Annotated in this window: 19 protein-coding genes, 2 pseudogenes and 1 riboswitch; of the genes and pseudogenes, 16 read left to right on the forward strand and 5 right to left on the reverse strand. The window is 62.1% G+C overall.

Features of this window, described 5'->3' with window-relative positions; translation table 11 throughout:
- The first annotated feature begins 160 nt into the window (after nt 1-160).
- Both fabA and fabB read left to right on the forward strand, forming a co-directional pair.
- The gene (gene fabA, locus H3221_RS20840) at nt 161-676 is read left to right on the forward strand and encodes a 3-hydroxyacyl-[acyl-carrier-protein] dehydratase FabA (RefSeq protein ID WP_003240795.1); all 516 of its coding nucleotides are present in this window, start codon (nt 161-163) and stop codon (nt 674-676) included.
- Nucleotides 677-687: 11 nt separating this feature from the next.
- A complete protein-coding gene (gene fabB, locus H3221_RS20845; protein WP_017677145.1) occupies nt 688-1,908 on the forward strand; it encodes a beta-ketoacyl-ACP synthase I in 1,221 nt (406 codons plus the stop codon).
- 96 nt (nt 1,909-2,004) lie between these two features.
- Here the strand turns inward: fabB and H3221_RS26015 are convergent, their stop codons facing one another.
- Nucleotides 2,005-3,630 carry a methyl-accepting chemotaxis protein gene (locus H3221_RS26015; protein WP_196476036.1) on the reverse strand — a complete coding sequence of 542 codons (1,626 nt, stop codon included), beginning with the start codon at nt 3,628-3,630 and terminating at the stop codon, nt 2,005-2,007.
- Between the two features lie 383 nt (nt 3,631-4,013).
- Nucleotides 4,014-4,195: pseudogene (locus tag H3221_RS25955) on the reverse strand (LTA synthase family protein); the annotation flags it as partial.
- Between the two features lie 242 nt (nt 4,196-4,437).
- Nucleotides 4,438-4,594: riboswitch (yybP-ykoY riboswitch) on the forward strand.
- 50 nt (nt 4,595-4,644) lie between these two features.
- Between H3221_RS25955 and H3221_RS20860 the strand changes: the two are divergent.
- The 6 genes from H3221_RS20860 to H3221_RS20885 all read left to right on the forward strand — a co-directional run bounded on the left by H3221_RS20860 (nt 4,645) and on the right by H3221_RS20885 (nt 10,112).
- A complete protein-coding gene (locus H3221_RS20860) occupies nt 4,645-5,646 on the forward strand; it encodes a sodium:calcium antiporter (protein WP_196476038.1) in 1,002 nt (333 codons plus the stop codon).
- A gap of 664 nt (nt 5,647-6,310) precedes the next feature.
- Nucleotides 6,311-6,994, forward strand: coding sequence for a response regulator transcription factor (locus H3221_RS20865; RefSeq protein WP_196476039.1), 684 nt, complete (start codon nt 6,311-6,313; stop codon nt 6,992-6,994).
- Entirely contained in the window at nt 6,984-8,252 is a 1,269-nt protein-coding gene (locus H3221_RS20870; RefSeq protein ID WP_196476040.1) for a sensor histidine kinase, read from the forward strand. The genes H3221_RS20865 and H3221_RS20870 overlap by 11 nt, the downstream gene beginning before the upstream one ends.
- An 81-nt stretch (nt 8,253-8,333) precedes the next feature.
- Nucleotides 8,334-9,023, forward strand: a complete 690-nt coding sequence (locus H3221_RS20875; protein WP_196476041.1) for a class I SAM-dependent methyltransferase — start codon at nt 8,334-8,336, stop codon at nt 9,021-9,023.
- A gap of 1 nt (nt 9,024) precedes the next feature.
- Entirely contained in the window at nt 9,025-9,729 is a 705-nt protein-coding gene (locus H3221_RS20880; protein ID WP_196476042.1) for a lipopolysaccharide kinase InaA family protein, read from the forward strand.
- Nucleotides 9,726-10,112, forward strand: a complete 387-nt coding sequence (locus H3221_RS20885) for a diacylglycerol kinase (RefSeq protein WP_196476043.1) — start codon at nt 9,726-9,728, stop codon at nt 10,110-10,112. Before H3221_RS20880 ends, H3221_RS20885 begins: the two co-directional genes overlap by 4 nt.
- On the opposite strand, the gene H3221_RS20890 is transcribed toward H3221_RS20885, so the two are convergent.
- Both H3221_RS20890 and H3221_RS20895 read right to left on the reverse strand, forming a co-directional pair.
- A complete protein-coding gene (locus H3221_RS20890) occupies nt 10,113-10,577 on the reverse strand; it encodes a DUF3859 domain-containing protein (protein ID WP_196476044.1) in 465 nt (154 codons plus the stop codon).
- A 157-nt stretch (nt 10,578-10,734) separates the two neighbouring features.
- Entirely contained in the window at nt 10,735-11,745 is a 1,011-nt protein-coding gene (locus H3221_RS20895) for an amidohydrolase family protein (protein WP_196476097.1), read from the reverse strand.
- A gap of 727 nt (nt 11,746-12,472) precedes the next feature.
- Here H3221_RS20895 and H3221_RS26020 point away from each other — a divergent pair.
- From H3221_RS26020 to H3221_RS20930, 8 genes and pseudogenes are all read left to right on the forward strand, one after another.
- Nucleotides 12,473-12,823: pseudogene (locus tag H3221_RS26020) on the forward strand (methyl-accepting chemotaxis protein); the annotation flags it as partial.
- A gap of 318 nt (nt 12,824-13,141) precedes the next feature.
- Entirely contained in the window at nt 13,142-13,387 is a 246-nt protein-coding gene (locus H3221_RS25965; protein WP_397428110.1) for a PDC sensor domain-containing protein, read from the forward strand.
- Nucleotides 13,388-13,446: 59 nt separating this feature from the next.
- A complete protein-coding gene (locus tag H3221_RS20905) occupies nt 13,447-13,848 on the forward strand; it encodes an OsmC family protein (RefSeq protein ID WP_160018205.1) in 402 nt (133 codons plus the stop codon).
- Entirely contained in the window at nt 13,845-14,705 is an 861-nt protein-coding gene (locus H3221_RS20910; RefSeq protein ID WP_196476046.1) for a pirin family protein, read from the forward strand. The genes H3221_RS20905 and H3221_RS20910 overlap by 4 nt, the downstream gene beginning before the upstream one ends.
- Before the next feature lie 58 nt (nt 14,706-14,763).
- Complete coding sequence (locus H3221_RS20915) at nt 14,764-15,576, forward strand: FG-GAP repeat protein (protein WP_196476047.1); 813 nt, start codon at nt 14,764-14,766, stop codon at nt 15,574-15,576.
- A gap of 119 nt (nt 15,577-15,695) precedes the next feature.
- Entirely contained in the window at nt 15,696-16,244 is a 549-nt protein-coding gene (locus H3221_RS20920; protein WP_196476048.1) for a sigma-70 family RNA polymerase sigma factor, read from the forward strand.
- On the forward strand, nt 16,241-16,954 hold the full coding sequence (locus H3221_RS20925; RefSeq protein WP_196476049.1) for an anti-sigma factor: 714 nt from the start codon (nt 16,241-16,243) through the stop codon (nt 16,952-16,954). Before H3221_RS20920 ends, H3221_RS20925 begins: the two co-directional genes overlap by 4 nt.
- A 183-nt stretch (nt 16,955-17,137) precedes the next feature.
- Complete coding sequence (locus H3221_RS20930; protein WP_196476050.1) at nt 17,138-17,917, forward strand: DUF4394 domain-containing protein; 780 nt, start codon at nt 17,138-17,140, stop codon at nt 17,915-17,917.
- A gap of 62 nt (nt 17,918-17,979) precedes the next feature.
- Here H3221_RS20930 and H3221_RS20935 read toward each other — a convergent pair whose 3' ends face one another.
- Nucleotides 17,980-18,768, reverse strand: a complete 789-nt coding sequence (locus H3221_RS20935; RefSeq protein ID WP_196476051.1) for a dienelactone hydrolase family protein — start codon at nt 18,766-18,768, stop codon at nt 17,980-17,982.
- Nucleotides 18,769-18,840: the final 72 nt, after the last annotated feature.

Genomic DNA, 18,840 nt, shown 5'->3' on the forward strand with positions numbered 1-18,840 from the left:
ACATTCCGATGCCAGCAGAGTACAACTGTACTCAGTGCGCTGTGACTTTCACCACAACGCAACAGTCTATGACTAGGCTGCCGGCAGACGCCTATCCAGACGTCGTCGGCCAGGACGATTCGCCCAGCCTTAGAAGCGTGGGGACAATTGAGGAGCTCGCATGACAAGACAAAACGCCTACACCCGGGAAGACCTGCTCGCCTGCAGCCGCGGCGAACTGTTCGGCCCGGGGAACGCGCAACTGCCCGCCCCAAACATGCTGATGATCGATCGCATCGCTCACATCAGCGAAACCGGCGGCAAGTACGGCAAGGGCGAAATCGTCGCTGAGCTCGATATCAATCCGGACCTGTGGTTCTTCGGCTGCCACTTCGAGGGCGACCCGGTAATGCCGGGCTGCCTCGGTCTCGACGCCATGTGGCAGCTGGTCGGCTTCTACCTCGGCTGGCAAGGCAACCCGGGCCGCGGTCGTGCCCTGGGTAGTGGCGAGGTGAAGTTCTTCGGTCAGGTACTGCCGACCGCCAAGAAGGTCACCTACAACATTCACATCAAGCGCACCATCAGCCGCTCGCTGATCCTCGGCATCGCCGATGGCACCGTAGCCGTCGACGGTCGCGAAATTTATAGCGCCGAAGGCCTGCGCGTCGGCCTGTTCACCTCCACCGACAGTTTCTGAAGGACTTGCACATGCGTCGTGTAGTGATCACCGGTCTGGGCATCGTTTCCTGCCTGGGCAATGACAAAGAAGCCGTTGCCGGCAGCCTTCGCGCAGGCAAATCAGGCATCCGTTTCAACCCCTCCTACGCCGAAATGGGCCTGCGTAGTCATGTCTCCGGTTCGGTCAACCTGAACCTGGAAGAGCTGATCGACCGCAAACTGTTCCGCTTCATGGGCGACGCTGCGGCCTATGCCTATCTGTCGATGGAACAGGCGATCAAGGATTCCGGCCTCAGCGAAGAGCAGATTTCCAATCCGCGCACCGGCCTGATCGCCGGTTCCGGTGGCGCTTCCACCGTCAACCAGATGGAAGCCATCGATACCCTGCGCGAAAAAGGCGTCAAACGCATCGGCCCATACCGCGTGACCCGCACCATGGGCAGCACCGTATCGGCGTGCCTGGCGACTCCGTTCAAGATCAAGGGCGTCAACTTCTCCATCTCCTCGGCCTGCGCCACCAGCGCGCATTGCATCGGCCAGGCCATGGAGCAGATCCAGCTGGGCAAACAGGACGTGGTCTTCGCCGGTGGCGGCGAAGAAGAGCACTGGAGCCAGAGCTGCCTGTTCGACGCCATGGGCGCCCTCTCCACCCAGTACAACGAAACCCCGGAAAAGGCCTCGCGCGCCTACGACGCCAAACGTGACGGTTTCGTCATCGCCGGCGGTGGTGGCATGGTCGTGGTCGAGGAGCTGGAACACGCTCTGGCCCGCGGCGCCAAGATCTACGCGGAAATCGTCGGCTACGGCGCGACCTCCGATGGCTACGACATGGTCGCCCCGAGCGGCGAAGGCGCCATTCGCTGCATGCAGCAAGCGCTGGCCACCGTTGACACCCCGATCGACTACCTCAACACCCACGGCACCTCGACGCCGGTTGGCGACGTTGCGGAGATCAAAGGCGTGCGCGCCGTGTTCGGCGACAAGGCCCCAGCCATCAGCTCGACCAAGAGCCTGTCCGGCCATAGCCTCGGCGCTGCCGGCGTGCAGGAAGCGATCTACTGCATGCTGATGATGGAAGGCAACTTCATCGCCGCGTCGGCCAACATCGACGAACTCGACCCGGAAGTGGCCGACATGCCGATCCAGCTCAGCACCGTCGAGAACGCCAAGCTCGATACCGTGATGAGCAACAGCTTCGGTTTTGGTGGCACCAACGCCACCCTGGTGCTCAAGCGCTGGGCCGGCAAGTAACAGCTGCCGCGGTAAAGAAAACGGCGCCTTCGGGCGCCGTTTTCGTTCGTGCTGCTTTCTCCCTTCTCCCGCTGGCGGGAGGGGGAATGGGCCTCCTCAGACCTTGAAGCGCGCGACCAGGTTGTTAAGATCGATCGCCAGGCGCGACAGCTCCTGACTGGCCGCGCTGGTCTGGTTGGCACCCGCCGAACTCTGCAGCGAAAGATCGCGAATGTTGACCAGATTGCGGTCCACTTCCCTGGCTACCTGGGCCTGCTCTTCCGAAGCGCTGGCAATCACCAGGTTGCGTTCGTTGATCGAGGAAATCGCCTGGGTGATCAGCTCCAGTGCCGTACCCGCAGCCTGGGCTACTTCAAGGGTGGAACGGGCGCGACTGTTGCTGCTCTGCATCGAACCAACCGCCTGATCGGTACCACTTTGAATGGCGCCGATCATCTGTTCGATCTCCTGGGTGGATTGCTGAGTGCGATGCGCCAGCGCGCGCACCTCGTCAGCCACGACAGCGAAGCCGCGCCCCGCATCACCTGCACGCGCTGCCTCGATGGCAGCGTTGAGTGCCAGCAGGTTAGTCTGCTCGGCGATGGAGCGGATCACGTCAAGCACCTTGCTGATCTCACGAACCCGCTCGGCCAACTTCTCGACCTCACCCGCAGTGCCGTTTACATCATCGGCCAGCTGACTGATCGAGCTCACGGTCTGGCGTACCTGCTCGCGCCCCTGCAGCGCCGTAGCATTGGATTCACGTGACGCCTCGGAGGTGCTGACGGCATTGCGAGCGACCTCTTCGACTGCAGCAGTCATTTCGTTGACTGCCGTAGCGGCCTGCTCGATCTCGGTGTTCTGCTGATGCAGGCCGCGAGTCGAATCTTCGGTCACTGCATGCAGTTCTTCGGATGCCGACGCCAGCTGATTGGACGAATCAGCGATGCTCTGGATGGTGCCGCGCAGGCTCTGCTGCATGCTTTTCAGGGCGCTGAGCAAACGCGCGGGCTCATCGCTACCTTCAGCATGAATCGTCTGGGTCAGGTCACCCGATGCCACCACCTCGGCCACCCGCACAGCTTCGGTCAGCGGCGCGACGATACTGCGCGTCAACAGCATCGCCAGCACGACGGTAGCCAGAGTCGCCAGAACCATCATGGCGATGACCCAGATACGTGCCGACTCCGCCACCTGCCTGGAAGATTCGCCTGCCGCCACAGCGCTCACACGGTTCATCTCGATCAGTTTGCCGAGGCCCTGCATCATGGCATCGGCGTGTTGATTGAGCACGCCGCCAGCCACCTCGATGGCAGTATCGAAATCACCCTGGCGTAGGGACTCCACGATTCGAGTCTGCTCCTGCAAGTAAGCCGCCTCGGAGCGCTTGAACTCGTCGTAGATGCCGCGCTCCTCGGTGCTGGAAATCAGTTGTTCATAGGCCTCCTGGCTCTTGGCAAGGGATGCGCGCACGTCCTCAACCAGTCGAAGATTGGCCTGCACCTGGGCCGAATCGCGATTAAGCATCGAACGCAAGGTAATGGCACGCAACCGCAAGATATTCTTGGACACATCGCCAATGGCCAAGACGCTTGGCAGCCAATTCTCGTTGATTTCGTCGGACTGCTCGCGCATTTCACCCATCTGCATCAATGAAAAGATTCCAAGCAACACGACCAGCAAAGCGACAACCCCAAACCCCAGCGCCGCCCGTGGGGCGATAGAAAGATTACGCAGCGACATGTTTGCAACTCCTGTTACGCGCAAAAATCGGAGAACCCCCAGCCATACCTGGCAGAGAATCGAGTGAGATGGCGCTAATCCCTGATCGCATATCGGCCATGTGCTCGTGCACTTTATGAGAAAAAAGAAAATAGGCTACCGGTGCATTGCCGTGACGAATGCCAGCACGGCATGCCGGCACCATTGCCCATCGCGCCACTGCGCCTGCCAGCTGGTAGTACGCTACACGTCCTGACACCGCCTAAACCCTCCCTCAAAACGAGGACTACAGAGTGGCTCAAGCGTGTAACGTGCTACATCCTTATCGCGGTGGTCTGGTGGCCTGGCTGTCGAGCGTCCGCGACTGCAACCGCCCAGAAGTCGTCGACTAAGTCCTGAATGCCCCCTTGGTAGTAGGTGATGTCGCGACACTGCGCCGCGGGGGATCGCTGCCATCCACCCGCCACTCACGGCCCAGGCGCCAGGCATCATCGTGGCGCCTCTTGCCCTGGTGCGGGCTGAGAATCGCCAGGTTCTGCCCGTCAAACAGCGCCAGGCGTTGGTAGTTTCCGAACGGCGCACGGCCAGTATCGACGAACTGGATGCGGAGGTGCTCGACATGCCGATGCCGCCCACTACTGTCCAGAGCGCCAAGCTCGATACCGTGATGAGCATCAACTTCGGTCCTGGTGGCACCAATGCCCCTGGCCCTCAAGCGTTGGCCCCGGGCAGGTGATCTGATCCGCCAGGCTTTATGCATGCTGACGGCGCCTGTAGGCATCATTGCCGTTGATGCAGGAAAGAAAGCGACTTCGCTGCTACACTGCGTGTCCTGTCATTGGGGAGTAGCTATTCCCGGCACTGCGCCGGGGGGTTCACGTCAACAAACTTGAGGCGCATGCCTCATGGCGTGTACAGCCTCTGCATCCGTGTAGAGCGCCAGGCGAGACCTTTGGCCACACTGCGCTTGCCTGCCGGGCGAGCCGCGGTGTTGTGCCAAATGGTTCATTCGCTCGCCCGGCCGGATTCTGTTCAATGCTCCTCACACTTTTCATATTTTTCTTCTCGGCCGCGACCATCTACGTGGCATGCGAGTACTTCGTCAATGGCATCGAATGGGTTGGTAGGCGCCTGAATCTCGGTGCGACAGCCGTAGGCTCGGTACTGGCCGCATTCGGCACAGCCCTGCCGGAAAGCGCGGTCACCTTGATGGCCGTGGTTTTTGGCACTACGGCAGAACAAAAGGACATCGGTGTAGGCGCCGCCATGGGTGGCCCGCTGGTTCTTGCAACGCTCGGATACGCCGTTGTCGGCCTGGCGTTGCTGTTCAATCACCGTCGTCTGGCTCGGGACACCTACGCCGTACACGTCGATTACGCACGCTTGAGCCGCGACCAGATGGCGTTTCTCGCGGTATTCGCGCTGAAGGTCGCACTGGGGCTTGTGGCCTTCGTGATCAAGCCCTGGCTGGGTGTCGTCTTTCTCGTGGTCTATGCGCTCTACGTCTGGCGTGAGATTCACCAGAGTGATACGGCCTTCGAAGAGGAAACCATCGAGGCCCTGCGAATTCGCCCCAATCTTGCCGAGCCTTCCCTGTTCTGGGCCTTGCTGCAAGTCATGCTGGCAATGGCTGTGATCGGCGTTGCCTCACATACCTTCGTGAGTCAACTTGAAGTGCTCGGCAGCGCGCTGAACTGGCCTCCTCACCTCGTAGCGCTGCTACTGAGTCCGGTGGCAACCGAGCTGCCGGAGGTGATGAACGCGCTGATCTGGGTACGCCAGGGCAAGGAGCGTCTCGCGCTGGCGAACATTTCCGGTGCCATGATGATTCAAGCCACGCTGCCCAGTGCGCTGGGCATTTTCTTTACCCCTTGGTTGTTCGACAGCACCTTGCTGGCTTCCGGCATCATCACGATGCTGGCCATTGCCTGGCTATGCCTGCTGTTTCGACGTGGCGCCGTGGATAGCCGTACCCTTGCCGCAACCGGCGCCCTGTATGGCCTGTTCGTGCTTCTGATTGCCTGCTGGTTGATCTGACCAACGGCAGCGGTGCCTCTGAGCTGTATGCGATTTGGATGCATCGCTGAGGCATTCGCTCAGCGCCTGCGACTTGCTCCAACCCCGTTCGCTCACGTGATACAACGCGGTGGTTGCTCACGGTGCGCACCCCCAACTGCTGCAAGTGCGACACGAGCAGCGCGCGGGCGCCAGTCACGCAAGACCAAGAATAGCGTCAGCCAGGAGAGTACCGCCGACGCCGGCAACGCCCGGGACGATCCGTTGCCGGCACGTACCCAACAGCGGCGTGAGCGGTGAAGAACACCACCAGCACGCTGACTGCAACGACGCCGACCAGCATGCGCGGGTAACCGCGACCGCGCCACAGCCAAACCGGGCACAGCAACAGTTACAGCTTCATGGGATGGCGGCGTAGACCCGGCATCTCAGGTCATAGACCATGCCGACGCCGCACTGGCCGAACAGGGTCACATTGACGTCCTCCAGCTGACGGAGCAGGAGCACGCACATGTCAGTTGGAAGATCGCCAGCCGGGCCAACAGAATAACCGAAGGTAATGAAGTTGCGCGTAACCGAGCCGAGGCATCGTATGATCCTTGTAGGATGAACGAGCCGAAGTCTGCGCCGTGGGCCGTTCGTCAAAGCCGTTTGAAGACTTCGTCAACCCCGGGACTATTCGCCGATGCGCATTCTGGTCATCGAAGACAACCGAGACATCCTCGCCAACGTGCTCGACTACCTGCAGCTCAAGGGCTTCAGCGTCGACTGCGCGCAGGACGGCCTGAGTGGACTACACCTGGCCAGCAGCGGCCATTACGACCTGATCGTGCTGGACATCATGCTGCCCGGCATCGATGGCTACCAGGTGTGCAAGCGCCTGCGCGAGGACGGCCGCAACGAGGTGCCGATCCTCATGCTTACCGCCCGAGATGCGCTGGACGACCGCCTGCAGGGCCTCAACGCCGGCGCCGACGACTACCTGATCAAACCGTTCGCGCTGTCCGAGTTGGTGGCGCGGATCGAGGCGATCCTGCGCCGCAGCCGTGGCAGCCGCAAACGCCAACTGCAGGTCGCCGACCTCAGCTACGACCTCGACACCTTGCACGTCAGCCGCGCCGGTCAGCCGCTCAAGCTCAACCCTCTGGGCCTAAAGCTGCTGGCGATCCTCATGCAGCGCAGCCCGGCCGTGGTGCGGCGCGAGGCGTTGGAGGAATCCCTGTGGGGTGACGACTGCCCGGACAGCGACAGCCTGCGCAGCCACATCCACCAACTGCGCCAGGTGCTCGACAAGCCTTTCCCCACTGCCCTGCTGCACACCATTCATGGTGTAGGTTATCGCCTGGCGGAGAGAGCCGATGCTGTCTAAGCAGCCGTTCGAGCGACGTATTCTGATCGCCTTCTTGCTGATGACCACGGTGGTCAGCGGTCTGTTTTCGCTGAGCATCGTTGGAGTCGTGCATTTCATTGAAGAGCACTTGGTTTCAATGCAAATGGAGCGCGAGTTAAGCGGTGTCCTCTTACAAGATATGAAAACGGGTTCTGCTCCCAGGCTCGATAGTAGTACGCGATTCTTTTCTTCTCAGTTCCCGGAGTACGCAATACCAGATGAGTATCAACACCTTCCTGAGGGCTTCAATGAAATCGTGAGCGGGGATGACGCTTTCTATGTATTTGTAGAAGAGAGCAACGGCCATACTCATGTGCTGGTGCAAGAGCAGGATGAATTCGAAGCCCGCGAGAACGCGCTGTTCAACGTGGTGCTGGCAGGTTTTCTACTCACCGTGATCGCCGCCTGGGGCCTGGGCTTGATGATGGCACGCAAGGTCATGGCGCCGATCAGCCGCCTGGCCCAGCAGGTGCGTCATCGTGACCAGCTGCACCCACTGGCGCCCCCCATGGCGCCGGATTACCTCGACGATGAGATCGGCCAGCTGGCCTCAGCCTTCGATAGCACACTGGGCCAGGTGCGTCAGTCCCTGGAGCGCGAGCGGCTGTTCACCAGCGATGTCAGCCACGAGCTGCGCACACCTCTGATGGTCATCGCCACCTCCTGCGAGCTGCTCGCCGAAGCGCCCCTGGAACCACGCGAGAAGGAGCAGGTGGCGCGCATCGCCCGCGCCAGTGAGGAAATGCGCGAGCTGGTGCAGACCTTCCTGCAGTTGGCGCGGGACAAAAGCAACGAGGCGGCCTTCAGCGGCGACCGCACGCTCGCCAGCATCGCCCACGAGCAAGCAAACCGCTGGGGCGCCTTGATGAGGGCAAAGGGGCTGGACTTTCAATTGACCGAGGAAGGCCAGGACGACGGCCGTTACAACGCCACCTTTCTCGGCACGGTGATGGCCAACCTGTTGCGCAATGCCCTGCATTACACCGAACGCGGCAGTGTGCGCCTGATCCTCGAACAGGGCGCCTTCCGTATCGAGGACAGCGGCGCCGGCATTCCCGCCGAGCAGCACGAGCGCATCTTCCAACCCTTCGTGCGCGGCTTGCAGGCCCGCGGTGAAGGGCTTGGTCTGGGGCTGTCACTGGTCAAACGCATCTGCGCCAAACAGGGCTGGCAGGTCAGCCTGCAGAGCGAACCTGGGTATACACGTTTCCAAGTGACACTTAACCATGACGCTTGACGAAATTTTCACATCCCTTTGACGTGAACTTGATGCCTGGCTCTTTAGGGTGACGAACGTATCCACCAAGGGACATTCGTCATGCCCAAGCCCAGCCCCATCGAACTGGATTTTTCCCTCAAATACGATTTCGAGCACGCCCAGCAATACCTGAACAAGCATCAGGACGGCCTTTCCCGGCGCCTGTCGCACTGGCGCGACGTGCAGATAGCGCGCCGTGCGCTGCAGATGGCCAATGAGCCGAACCTGGTACTCGACCTGCCCTGCGGTGCCGGACGCTTCTGGCCGATGCTCTGCGAACAGCCGAATCGGGTGATCTTCGCCGCCGACAACTCGACCGACATGATCGCCATCGCGCGCGCTGCACAGGCCCCCGAGGTAGTGGCGCGGGTCAACAGCTTCCGCACCTCCGCTTTCGATATCGACCTGGGCGCCAACACGGTGGACTGCATCTTCTGTATCCGCCTGCTGCATCACATCGAGTCGGCCGAGCACCGCCTGGCCATCCTGCGCGAGTTCCATCGCGTCAGCCGCGACACGGTGATCGTTTCACTGTGGGTCGATGGCAACTACAAAGCCTGGAAACGTCGGCGCCTGGAGGCTCGTCGAGCCGCCGAAGGGCGTTCTGCACAAAACCAGAATCGCTTCATCGTCGCCCGGAGCACGGTGGAAGCGGAATTTCGCCAGGCCGGTTTCAGCATCGTCGGCCACCTGGATTTCCTGCCTGGCTACGCCATGTGGCGCACCTACGCGCTGCGCAAGGTGGCCTGACATGGGAATCCTCAACGAGCAAGCGCTGGCCGCCCTGCCCTCGACCGAGTTCGATCGCTGGTGGCACAGCCCCGGCGAATGGGTAGAACCGGCCAACCAGCGGCGCGGTGGCGAGAGCGGCGTTCGGCTATTGCAACACTGGGACAGCAGTAGCCCGTTGCTGTACTGCAAACGCCAGAGCGGACATCTCTATCGATCACTGCGCCACCCATTCGGTCGCCCAACCATCCTGCGCGAACTGCACGCCTACCGCGCCCTGGCCCACCTGGGCATTCGCACGCCGAACATCGTTTACTGCGCAGCCCGTAAACAGGCCGGGCAATGGCAGGCACTGCTGGTCACCGAAGCGTTGCCGGGCTTCGTCAGCCTGGAGCAGTGGTACAACGAACAACGTACGCCGCAACTCAACCAGATCGTGCTGCAACGCCTGGCCATGACTCTGGCGCGCCTGCACCTGGGCGGATGGCAGCACGGCTGCTGCTATGCCAAGCACCTATTCGTCAAAGTCCGTAGCGATGGTGACGTGGATATCGCCCTGCTCGATCTGGAAAAAAGCCGGCGACGTTGGCGTGTTGCCAGCGCCTCGCGACGCGATATGGGTCAGTTGGCGCGGCATCGCGGCGCCATGCCCGACACCGACCTGAGTGACCTGCACCAGGCCTACCAGCAGGCGTTGAACGATCCCTGGGACGGGTTACAACCATGAACGACGGTTCCGAGTTGGACGCGCTGTCCTTCAAGGGGCGGCGCGGCCTGGTGCGCATTCTCGATGCCACCGGCTACTCGCTGGCCGGGCTGCGCGCGGCCTATCAGGGCGAGGCGGCCTTCCGTCAGCTGGTGTGGCTGAACCTGGTGCTGCTGCCATTGGCATGCGTGCTCGATGTCAGTCGCGCGGAACGGATGCTGCTGGTGCTGGTACCCCTGCTGGCGCTGGTGGTGGAGTTGCTCAATTCCGCCATCGAGGCAGTGGTCGACCGCATCTCGCTGAACCTGCACCCGCTGTCCAAGCAGGCCAAGGACATGGGCAGCGCGGCACAGATGGTCGCACTACTGATGATCGCCCTGAGCTGGGCGATCATCCTGCTCTGATCAGCGCACCATGAAGCGCTGCTCGGCCAGTTTGCGGTCGCCCTGATAGACGATGAAATGCCACTCACCGGGCACCACTTCGTGGTGTTCGGTGAATTCGAAAGCCATCACGTCCTGAGGGGCACCGACTACCAGCTTCTGCTGTACTTCGAACTTGTCATGACGCTGACCATCCGGGGTAACCACACCCGGGGTGAGATACAGCAGCGTCAGCGGCGTATCACCCTCGCGCTTGCCGGCCAGGCTGTAGCGCATGCCGAACTTGGTACCGAGCTTGGCGGGAATCTGCTCGGTGCGCTCGATTTCCTGGTTGCTGCGAGTCAATACCCGCTCGCCTGGCTGATAGTCCTGATACTGGCTGCTGAAGATGCCGTATTCCACTGGTCCATCGACACGGACGTCAGCCTGGCTCAGACCTGCCCAGGCGAATAGACCGGCCATCATGGCCACTCGGGTGTAATGCATGGTGCGCTCCTCGTTTAGATGAGCGCGAGCCTATGACGCCCGAATGACAACCTGATGACAGCCTCGCTAAGGGACATGCCTCCCTCATCCGGCGCTACGCGCCACCTTCTCCCAGAAGGAGAAGGGCATGGGAGATCGTCACTGCGCGACGTCCACTCTAAGGATCCAGCTCGGCCTGCACCTTGCGCGGCAACACGGAGAGGAAGTTGTCACGCGCCACCTTGTGCGCCACGTCCTCTGGCAAGGCATCGAGGAAAGGGTCGAACCCCTTCATGTACTCGCCCAGGCTGCCGAAACGGCCGACCACATCCGAGCCCAGCATGAAGCGCTCCGGGTAACTGCTGATCAGATGCACCCACTGCGGATCAGGCGTGCCATTTTCGTCCAGCAGATAGGGCCGCAGCATGGTCCAGGACAGATCGATATACAGGTTCGGGTATTGGCCGAGCATGCGCTCCAAGGTCTCCAAGAGGAAGTCGAGCTTCTCCTGATGACGATGAATCTCGGCACTGGTGCCAGCATGCGCCCAGATGAAACGCACATGCGGATGATTGCGTAGCGGCGCCTCGATCTCTTCCAGATAAAGCGGATTGCGCTCGCGCTTGGAGGTGATGTTCGAATGCAGCATCACCGGCAGGTCATATTCGGCAGCCAGATGGAAAACCCGCGCAAGCGCCTCGTTGTTGGCGCGCGGTGCGCTGCCATGAATCAACGCGGTGAGATCGTCGTGACGGGTGAAGACCTCACCGATGCCCTGCCAAAGGCCGGGATCGAGCTCCAGCATGCGGCGGATATGCGCATCGGCGTTCTTGTCGTTGGGATTGAAGCCGGAAAGAAACGGATGGAAGCGTTTGCGCTGCTCGGCGGGCAGACGCTTGTAGGCGGCGGCGATGAACACGTCGGTAGCGCTGTACCAATAGGCATTGGCGTCATCACCGGCGTAATAACGCGGACGCCTGGGCTCGTCCTCATCCCATTTCTTGGCCACCGGAATGCCGGAGAACATCACATGATCGACGTTGTTTTCCGCCATCTTCTCCAGCAGTTCGTCCATGCCGGCGCTTTCCTGGAAGAAGTCTACGTAATGCAGGTGGGCGTCGCTGTACCGGTATTCGCGGGCCTGGGCGCTGCAGGCGATAGCGGCGCTGAGCGCGAGTATCCATGGCATCGTTCGAGATGTGGGCAAGGCGAGTCCTCCTGACGGTACGAGCAGCATAGACCGCCGAGCGGCCCGGCAAGTTCGGAGATCACCCCACGCCATTCGCATCAGCGCCCCCAAAAGAAGCAGGCAATCAGGGGCTGCACCAAGCGGGAACATTAATAGCTGGCTAACGGCCTGAAACAGGCATGGGTACGTCAGCCGATGATGGCACCTGGCTTGCAGTGACTCAGGCAGACCAGACAGGGGAATCATCATGTTGCAGTTGCTGCGCAAGCCAGCCCGCAAGGCCCAGGACGAGGCCGCATTGGACGCTCTGTTCCAACAGCACGACCTCACCATTCGCCTCCCGGAACATTATCAATGGATGACACGCCTGAACGACTTCAACGCAGGTCTCCAGCAACGCATTCGCGCCAGCCTCGGCGCCGCCGTCGGCATCGCCGCGCATGCGCCACAACTGGCGCGCATCGCCGCTGCCAACCAACAAAGCGGGCAGACGCTGGCACAGTCATCGGAGTTGATCGCCAGCGCCAGCGAGCAGGTCACCACCACACTGGACGCCGAACTGGTGCCCGGTGCCGGCGAAGTCGCGCGCCTGTCCGCCGAGGTTTCCGCCACCCTCAACCAATGCCAGCAAAGCGGCCAGGCAGTGTTGCGCCAGGTCGAAGTGATCGACTCCAGCGAGGCGCAACTGGCTCAGGTGATCCAGCAACTGGCCGGACAGCTCGATGAAGTGAGCAAGGTCATCGGCGTGATTGCCAGCATCTCCCAGCAGACCAACCTGCTCGCCCTGAACGCCGCAATCGAGGCCGCTCGCGCGGGTGAACATGGTCGCGGCTTCGCCGTGGTCGCCGAGGAAGTGCGGCGTCTGGCAGGCCATACCACCGATGCCACCGGCCAGGTCAGTGGCATCATCGAGCGCTTTCGCGAAGGCATGCAGCAGCTCGGCGATGCCGGCCAGCACATGAACCAGGCCGTGGCCGATGGCCGCACCGGTATTCTCGCCGTCAGCGGCGGGCTGGACAGTACTCGCCAGGCTATGGATCGCCTGGACGCTCAGGTCGGCCAGATCGCCGCAGGCACGGAGCAGATCGGCCAGGCCGTGCGCTCGATCAATGGCGATGTACAGAACATCGCCCAGGTCGCCAGTGAACTGCTCGGCAAGGCCGGCCAGGTGCTGCATCACAGCAAGGCCGTGCGCGAAGACGGTGATCGCCTGCTCGCAGGGCTCGGCGACTTTCGCCTGGAAATTCACGCAGCCGTGCGCGCCAGCGTCGAACAACTCGCCAAACGTGCCGAACTGGTCAGCGACATGACGGCGGCCGAACGACTGCTTGCCGATACGCTGGCGCGCGACAGCCGTTTCGAGCTGTTCTACCTGGTAGATAGCCGCGGCGTACAGATGTCCGAGAACATCTTCGCCGCCGATGTGGCCCACGGTGAGGATGCCAGCTGTCGCGGCCACGACTGGAGCCAGCGCCCCTGGTTCCGCGCCGTGGCCGAGCGAATGGAGAGCCATATCACCCAGGTCTACCGCTCCTCGGCGACGGACGATTTCTGCTTTACCGTTTCAGTCCCCATTGTCGATGAGCGCGGCCAACTGCTGCGTGTGCTGGGAGCAGACGTGAGGCTCTCGGCGCTGGTGTGATCGGTGCCGACTGGGCTAGGCTGGCCGCTGTCGATTCGTCACACCTCAAGGGAAGCGCCATGATCCGCATTCACAACAACAAGGGCCTGCAGCAGCAGATCGAAATCGGCTCGCACCTGCTCACCGGTGACGTCTCGCCCGAGCAGGGCGGGGATGGCGCCGGACCGGAACCGCACGATCTGTTCGACGCAGCCCTCGGTACCTGCAAGGCCATGACCCTGCTGCTCTATGCGCGCCAACGCGGCCTGCCGCTGGAAGGCATCGACGTGCATGTCGAGCGTGACGACAGCGAGGAGCGCCAGGGCAACTACCGCCTGATCGTCGATCTGGCGCTCAAGGGGCCATTGGACGAGACACAGCGCCAGCAGCTGCTGCGCGTGGCGGACAAATGCCCGATCCACAAGCTGATGACCACCACCGACATCCAGGTCGAAACTCGCCTGGCGGGAGCTCCGGCATGAGCGAGTTGCAGCTGATCCGCCCGCGCGCCGAGGACATTTCCGGCCAACCGATTCTGCGTCCCCTGCCCTCGGCACGTTTTCGCAGCATCGGCCCCTTCGTGTTCTTCGATCACATGCTGGAGCATGACTACCCGGCCGGCAAAGGCATGAACATTGCCCAGCATCCGCATATCGGCCTATCCACCCTCACCTACCTGTTCGAAGGCCAGCTGCAGCACAAGGACAGCCTGGGATCTGACCAGTTGGTGGGCCCCCGCGATGTCAGCTGGATGACTGCAGGGCGCGCCGTCGCCCATGTCGAGCGCACGCCGCCCGAGCAGCTCGGGCAGAACAAGCGAGCACACGGCCTGCAGGTCTGGCTGGCCTTGCCGGAAGCCGAGGAACAGTGCGAACCGGCTTACAGCCATCACCCAGCCGCTTCGCTACCCCGCAGCGAGACCATGGGCGTGCAGATCACCCTGATCGCCGGCAGTGGCTTCTGCCTCGAATCGCCGGTGCCGGTTCGCTCACCGACCCTTTATGCCGAGCTGCGCCTGGCCGCCGGTGCCAACCTGTTGATACCCGCCGAACACAGCGAACGAGCCCTGTACCTCATCGATGGCGAAGCGGAGCTGGATGGCGAGCCCCTGCCCCGGCATACCATGGCGGTCATCCCCGCAGGCGAAACGCCCGTTCTCAGCGCCTGCGGCGAATGCCACCTGGCCCTGATCGGCGGCGAACCCATCGGCCCACGACGGATCAACTGGAACTTCGTCGCCACTACGCCGGAGCTTATCGACCAGGCGCGCCAACGCTGGGCTGCAGGCGATTGGCCGCAGGTGCCAGGTGAAATCACTCGCATCGAATTGCCGCGCTGAGACTGCTGTTCAAACACAGGCGCTGAAAGGCGCCTGCCGTTCGCAAAGGATTGCCATCTTGCCCCTGTATCGCCCCCTCGCTGGCCTGCTGCTGTTGCCCACGTTGGCCCTGGCCGACCTACCCAGTTTCGAGCCTGAGCCCGGGCAGCATGCCCAGGTACAACAGCACGGCGAACGCTATTTTCTCCAGCAACCCGACGGCAGCCGCCTGGAACTGAGCATCCCTGAAGGCAACGACGCAGAAGCGCCGAGCTTCGCCGTCGAGGACTACGACTTCGACGGCCACCCGGATCTGGCGATCAGCGTGCCGGCCGGGATGGTCAACTCCGCCTACCACGTTTACCTCTACCGCCCGCTCCTACAACGCTTCGAGTGGTTAGAGATGGCGTCGACGCTGATGGAACGCGTCAATTGCTCATGGCTGTCGGAGCTGCAGCCCAACAATGAGGAGCGGGCGCTCTACAGTCACTGCCGCAGCGGGCCACGCTGGTACTACGACGCTTACCGCTTCGATGAGTCCGGTGCTCCCTGGCTGTACAAGACGCTGCAGGTGCGCCACGACTACGATCCGGATGCACCTGTATTTTTCCCTGTGTTCGAGAAGACACTCGACCCTCAAGGCCGGATCATCGCCAGCCGCGCGCTCGACGACGATGATCAGCCACTCACCTGGACGGTGCCCGCTCCGCGCCTTTACCTCCACGAACGACCGGAAGAAAACAGCCGGAGCAAGGCTTACCTGATCGCAGGGGACGTCTGCGAAGTCCTGGATCAACAGGGGCGCTGGCTACAGATTCGCTACGTCTCGCGCAAGGGTCCATTGGAGCGCTGGGTTTCACTCGATGATGCCTATGCCCAGGCTCAACCCTGAACCCTCACCCTGTGAATACACGGCAACACCTTCGCAGTTTTTTGTTACCTGTGCGTGATCCAGAAGCTCAGTAGCCGGGTATAAGCTGCATGCGGATTTTTCAGGCCAACGGATGACCCATGGCAGATCGCGAGTTCGATTACGAAAGTACCCTGGAAGCCTGCGCACGCGGTGACGAACGTGCCTTCCAGACGCTCTACCGGCAAGAGGCCGGGCAATTGCTCGGCCTGGCCATCAGCATGCTGGGCCGGCGGGACATTGCCGAGGACTGCCTGCACGACGCTTTCGTGCGCATCTGGCAGCACGCCGCGCGCTATCGGCGCGAACTGGGCAGCGGCCGCGCCTGGGTGCACAGCATCTTGCGCTACCGCGTGCTGAACGCCTTGCGCAGTGGCAAACGGCATGCCGAGGTGGACGATGACTTCATCGAGCGTGTACTCGACGACAGCCCGCAGGCCGAAGCACAGGCGCTGGAGCATTCCGAGCAGCGCCTGCTACGTCGCTGCTTGCAGCGTCTGGAGAAACCGCGCCGCCATCCTATTCTGCTGGCGTTCTACCGGGGTCTGACCCACGAGCAGATCGCCAGCCGCCTGAGCACACCGCTCGGCACCATCAAAGGCCGTATCCGCGCCGGCCTGCGCGCGCTGCAGGAGTGTCTGCAAGCATGATTACCCACGATCCCAAAGAGCGCCGTGCCCTGATTGGCGAGTACCTGCTCGGCTTGCTCGACGAACATGAAGCAGCCGAGGTGCGCCAATTGCTCGAAGAGGATGAAAGTGCCGCCCGCATGGCCCTGGAATGGGAACGGCACTTTCTCGAACTGAGCGACCGGCTACCGGCACATGCACCCTCCCCGGCACTCTGGGCACGTATTCGGCAGAGCCTGGGTCTACTCGACGAGCCTCGTTCGAGCCCGCTGACCGAGTGGTGGAACAGCCTGCTGACCTGGCGTATGACTGCAGCCGCGCTGGCCGTTGCCCTTTTGCTTGCCGTGCTGATGCCGCTGTTGCGCGCCCCGGATATCGCGGGTGAACGCTATACCGTGGTGCTGCAGCAGCCGGGCGAAGCGGCCAAGCCGGGTTGGGTGATCCAGGTCGGCAGCGATGGCACGCTCTCGCTCGATCCGCTGGTCGCCGATCAGGTCCCAGAAGGCCGCGCCTTGCAATTCTGGACGCTGATTGACCCAGCCGACGGCCCACGTTCGCTGGGTCTGGTCGAAGCCGGCCAGCCACTGCGTCTGCCTGCCGAGCAGATCGGCGCCGTACAGGCCGGCCAGTTGTTCGAGCTGACTCTCGAACCTGAAGGCGGCTCGCCATACAACCGACCCAGTGGTCCGGTGCTTTACATCGGTCGCGCCGTGCTGGCCAGCGCCAACTGAGTGGGTTGCCGGCCGCAAGGCCGGCAACCTTTACAGCAGCCGATTACCCTGTGAAAAATATTTTCATCCGCCGACATCCAACGCCATTCCTCGCGGGTATAGCTCACAGGTGTTTCGTCGAGGCACCTGCGAAGCCGGCCAGCCGGCTTCGTCTCGATGCTGAAACCTTTATGAGGAACAACCATGAAACGCATCACTACCCTCTGCACCGCCAGCCTGCTGACTCTGAGCGCAGGTGCCGCCAGCGCCACCGAACTGCTCGCACTGGGCGCCGATGGCAAACTGTTCAAGGTCGATGTCGCCAGCCTCAAGGTCACCGCCAGCATGGCTGTCAGCGGAGCAAGCGACCTGCGTGGTCTGGATGTGCGCCCGGCCAGCGGCCAGGTCTACCTCCTCAGCGGTACCGATCAGCTTTACACCCTGGACGCAGTCAGCGGTAAAGCCACTGCAGGCAGCAAGCTGCAAACCGCATTGCCGGGCAGCGGCCAGGCCGTGGTCGACTTCAACCCGGTGGCCGACCGCCTGCGCCTGATGAGCCCGGACGGCACCAACCTGCGGGTCAATGTCGATACCGGCGAAGCGGCTGTGGACGGCAAGCTTGCCTATGCTACCGACAGTCCCTACGCCGGCAAGCAGGCAAAAGTCGTTGCAGGCGCCTACACCAACTCCTATGCCGGCACGAAGAGCACTGCGCTGTACAACATCGACCTGGCCAGCAGCAGTCTGATGCTGCAGAACCCACCAAACGATGGCGTGCAGCAACTGGTCGGCAAGGTTGCCGATGGCCTCAAGGCGGCCGCCATGGACATCGCCAGCGATGGCATGGGTGGCAACATGGCCTATGTGCTGACCGGCAAGACCCTGCACCAACTGGATCTGGCCAGTGGCAAGCCCACCACCCTGGGCGACATCGCCGACCTGCCGGACGGCATCATCGATATCGCCGTACTGCCCGCGAAGTAAGATGAAAAAAGGCTGCGTCCATTGGGCGCAGCCTTTCATTCAACGCGTGCGCGATGCAGGCGTCACTGCTCGGCGAATACCTCATCGAACAGATCGTTCATCGCCTTGAATGCCCGCGCGGCGACCACCGGATGGTATTCGTTGCGACCCGGCACGTTGGCCTTGGGATTGGTAAACGAGTGCACGGCGCCGCCGTAGCTCACCAATTGCCAGTCAGTCTTGGCCGCCTTCATCTCGGCGACGAAGCCATCGACCTGCGCCTGCGGTACGGCGGGGTCATCGGCCCCATGCAGCACCAGTACCGGCGCCTTGATGTTCTTGGCATCCGCCGGGTTGGGCGTATCCAGATTACCGTGGAAGGATACGAAGCCTTTCAGCGGCGCCCCAGAACGGGCGAGTTCCAGCACCGTGCCGCCACCGAAGCAGAAGCCGATGGCACCCAGCTTGCTCAGATCCAGTGCCACCTCGCCGTTCTGCGCCTTGAGTACCTCGACTGCAGCATGAGCCCGCTTGCGCATCAGCGGGCGATCTGCGCGCACGGCAGTGGCCGCAGCACCCGCCTCTTCGGCATTGCCGGGACGTATGGACTTGCCGTACATGTCGGCGAGAAACACCACGTACTTGTCGCCCGCTGCACGTGCGGCCTTGGCCACTGTGTCTTCATTCACGCCCATCCAGTTGGGAACGGCAAGCAGCCCGGGGCGCGGCGTGGTGACAGAATCGTCATAGACCAGCACGCCTTCGAAGGCTTCGCCATCGATTTCGTACGCAATCGTCTTGGTCACGACCGCCGCATCGGCAAGACCGGCAAATGCGGCGCACAACAGGGGAACCAGTGTCTTCTTCTGCATGGTGAGGCCTGCTCTTGGCAATGGTAGGCGCTAACAATAGCCTCACCGTCGGCAATGACCAAATCGATAGGG

Origin of the sequence: Pseudomonas chaetocerotis, assembly GCF_015712105.2 — a bacterium.
In the GTDB taxonomy this organism is placed as follows: domain Bacteria; phylum Pseudomonadota; class Gammaproteobacteria; order Pseudomonadales; family Pseudomonadaceae; genus Aquipseudomonas; species Aquipseudomonas chaetocerotis.

What these genes read in the sequence shown, in the direction of transcription:
- fabA (WP_003240795.1), top strand. Translation starts at nt 161, where the DNA reads ATGACAAGACAAAACGCCTACACCCGGGAAGACCTGCTCGCCTGCAGC.
- fabB (WP_017677145.1), top strand. Translation starts at nt 688, where the DNA reads ATGCGTCGTGTAGTGATCACCGGTCTGGGCATCGTTTCCTGCCTGGGC.
- H3221_RS26015 (WP_196476036.1), bottom strand. Translation starts at nt 3,630, where the DNA reads ATGTCGCTGCGTAATCTTTCTATCGCCCCACGGGCGGCGCTGGGGTTT.
- H3221_RS20860 (WP_196476038.1), top strand. Translation starts at nt 4,645, where the DNA reads ATGCTCCTCACACTTTTCATATTTTTCTTCTCGGCCGCGACCATCTAC.
- H3221_RS20865 (WP_196476039.1), top strand. Translation starts at nt 6,311, where the DNA reads ATGCGCATTCTGGTCATCGAAGACAACCGAGACATCCTCGCCAACGTG.
- H3221_RS20870 (WP_196476040.1), top strand. Translation starts at nt 6,984, where the DNA reads ATGCTGTCTAAGCAGCCGTTCGAGCGACGTATTCTGATCGCCTTCTTG.
- H3221_RS20875 (WP_196476041.1), top strand. Translation starts at nt 8,334, where the DNA reads ATGCCCAAGCCCAGCCCCATCGAACTGGATTTTTCCCTCAAATACGAT.
- H3221_RS20880 (WP_196476042.1), top strand. Translation starts at nt 9,025, where the DNA reads ATGGGAATCCTCAACGAGCAAGCGCTGGCCGCCCTGCCCTCGACCGAG.
- H3221_RS20885 (WP_196476043.1), top strand. Translation starts at nt 9,726, where the DNA reads ATGAACGACGGTTCCGAGTTGGACGCGCTGTCCTTCAAGGGGCGGCGC.
- H3221_RS20890 (WP_196476044.1), bottom strand. Translation starts at nt 10,577, where the DNA reads ATGCATTACACCCGAGTGGCCATGATGGCCGGTCTATTCGCCTGGGCA.
- H3221_RS20895 (WP_196476097.1), bottom strand. Translation starts at nt 11,745, where the DNA reads ATGCCATGGATACTCGCGCTCAGCGCCGCTATCGCCTGCAGCGCCCAG.
- H3221_RS25965 (WP_397428110.1), top strand. Translation starts at nt 13,142, where the DNA reads ATGTCCGAGAACATCTTCGCCGCCGATGTGGCCCACGGTGAGGATGCC.
- H3221_RS20905 (WP_160018205.1), top strand. Translation starts at nt 13,447, where the DNA reads ATGATCCGCATTCACAACAACAAGGGCCTGCAGCAGCAGATCGAAATC.
- H3221_RS20910 (WP_196476046.1), top strand. Translation starts at nt 13,845, where the DNA reads ATGAGCGAGTTGCAGCTGATCCGCCCGCGCGCCGAGGACATTTCCGGC.
- H3221_RS20920 (WP_196476048.1), top strand. Translation starts at nt 15,696, where the DNA reads ATGGCAGATCGCGAGTTCGATTACGAAAGTACCCTGGAAGCCTGCGCA.
- H3221_RS20925 (WP_196476049.1), top strand. Translation starts at nt 16,241, where the DNA reads ATGATTACCCACGATCCCAAAGAGCGCCGTGCCCTGATTGGCGAGTAC.
- H3221_RS20930 (WP_196476050.1), top strand. Translation starts at nt 17,138, where the DNA reads ATGAAACGCATCACTACCCTCTGCACCGCCAGCCTGCTGACTCTGAGC.
- H3221_RS20935 (WP_196476051.1), bottom strand. Translation starts at nt 18,768, where the DNA reads ATGCAGAAGAAGACACTGGTTCCCCTGTTGTGCGCCGCATTTGCCGGT.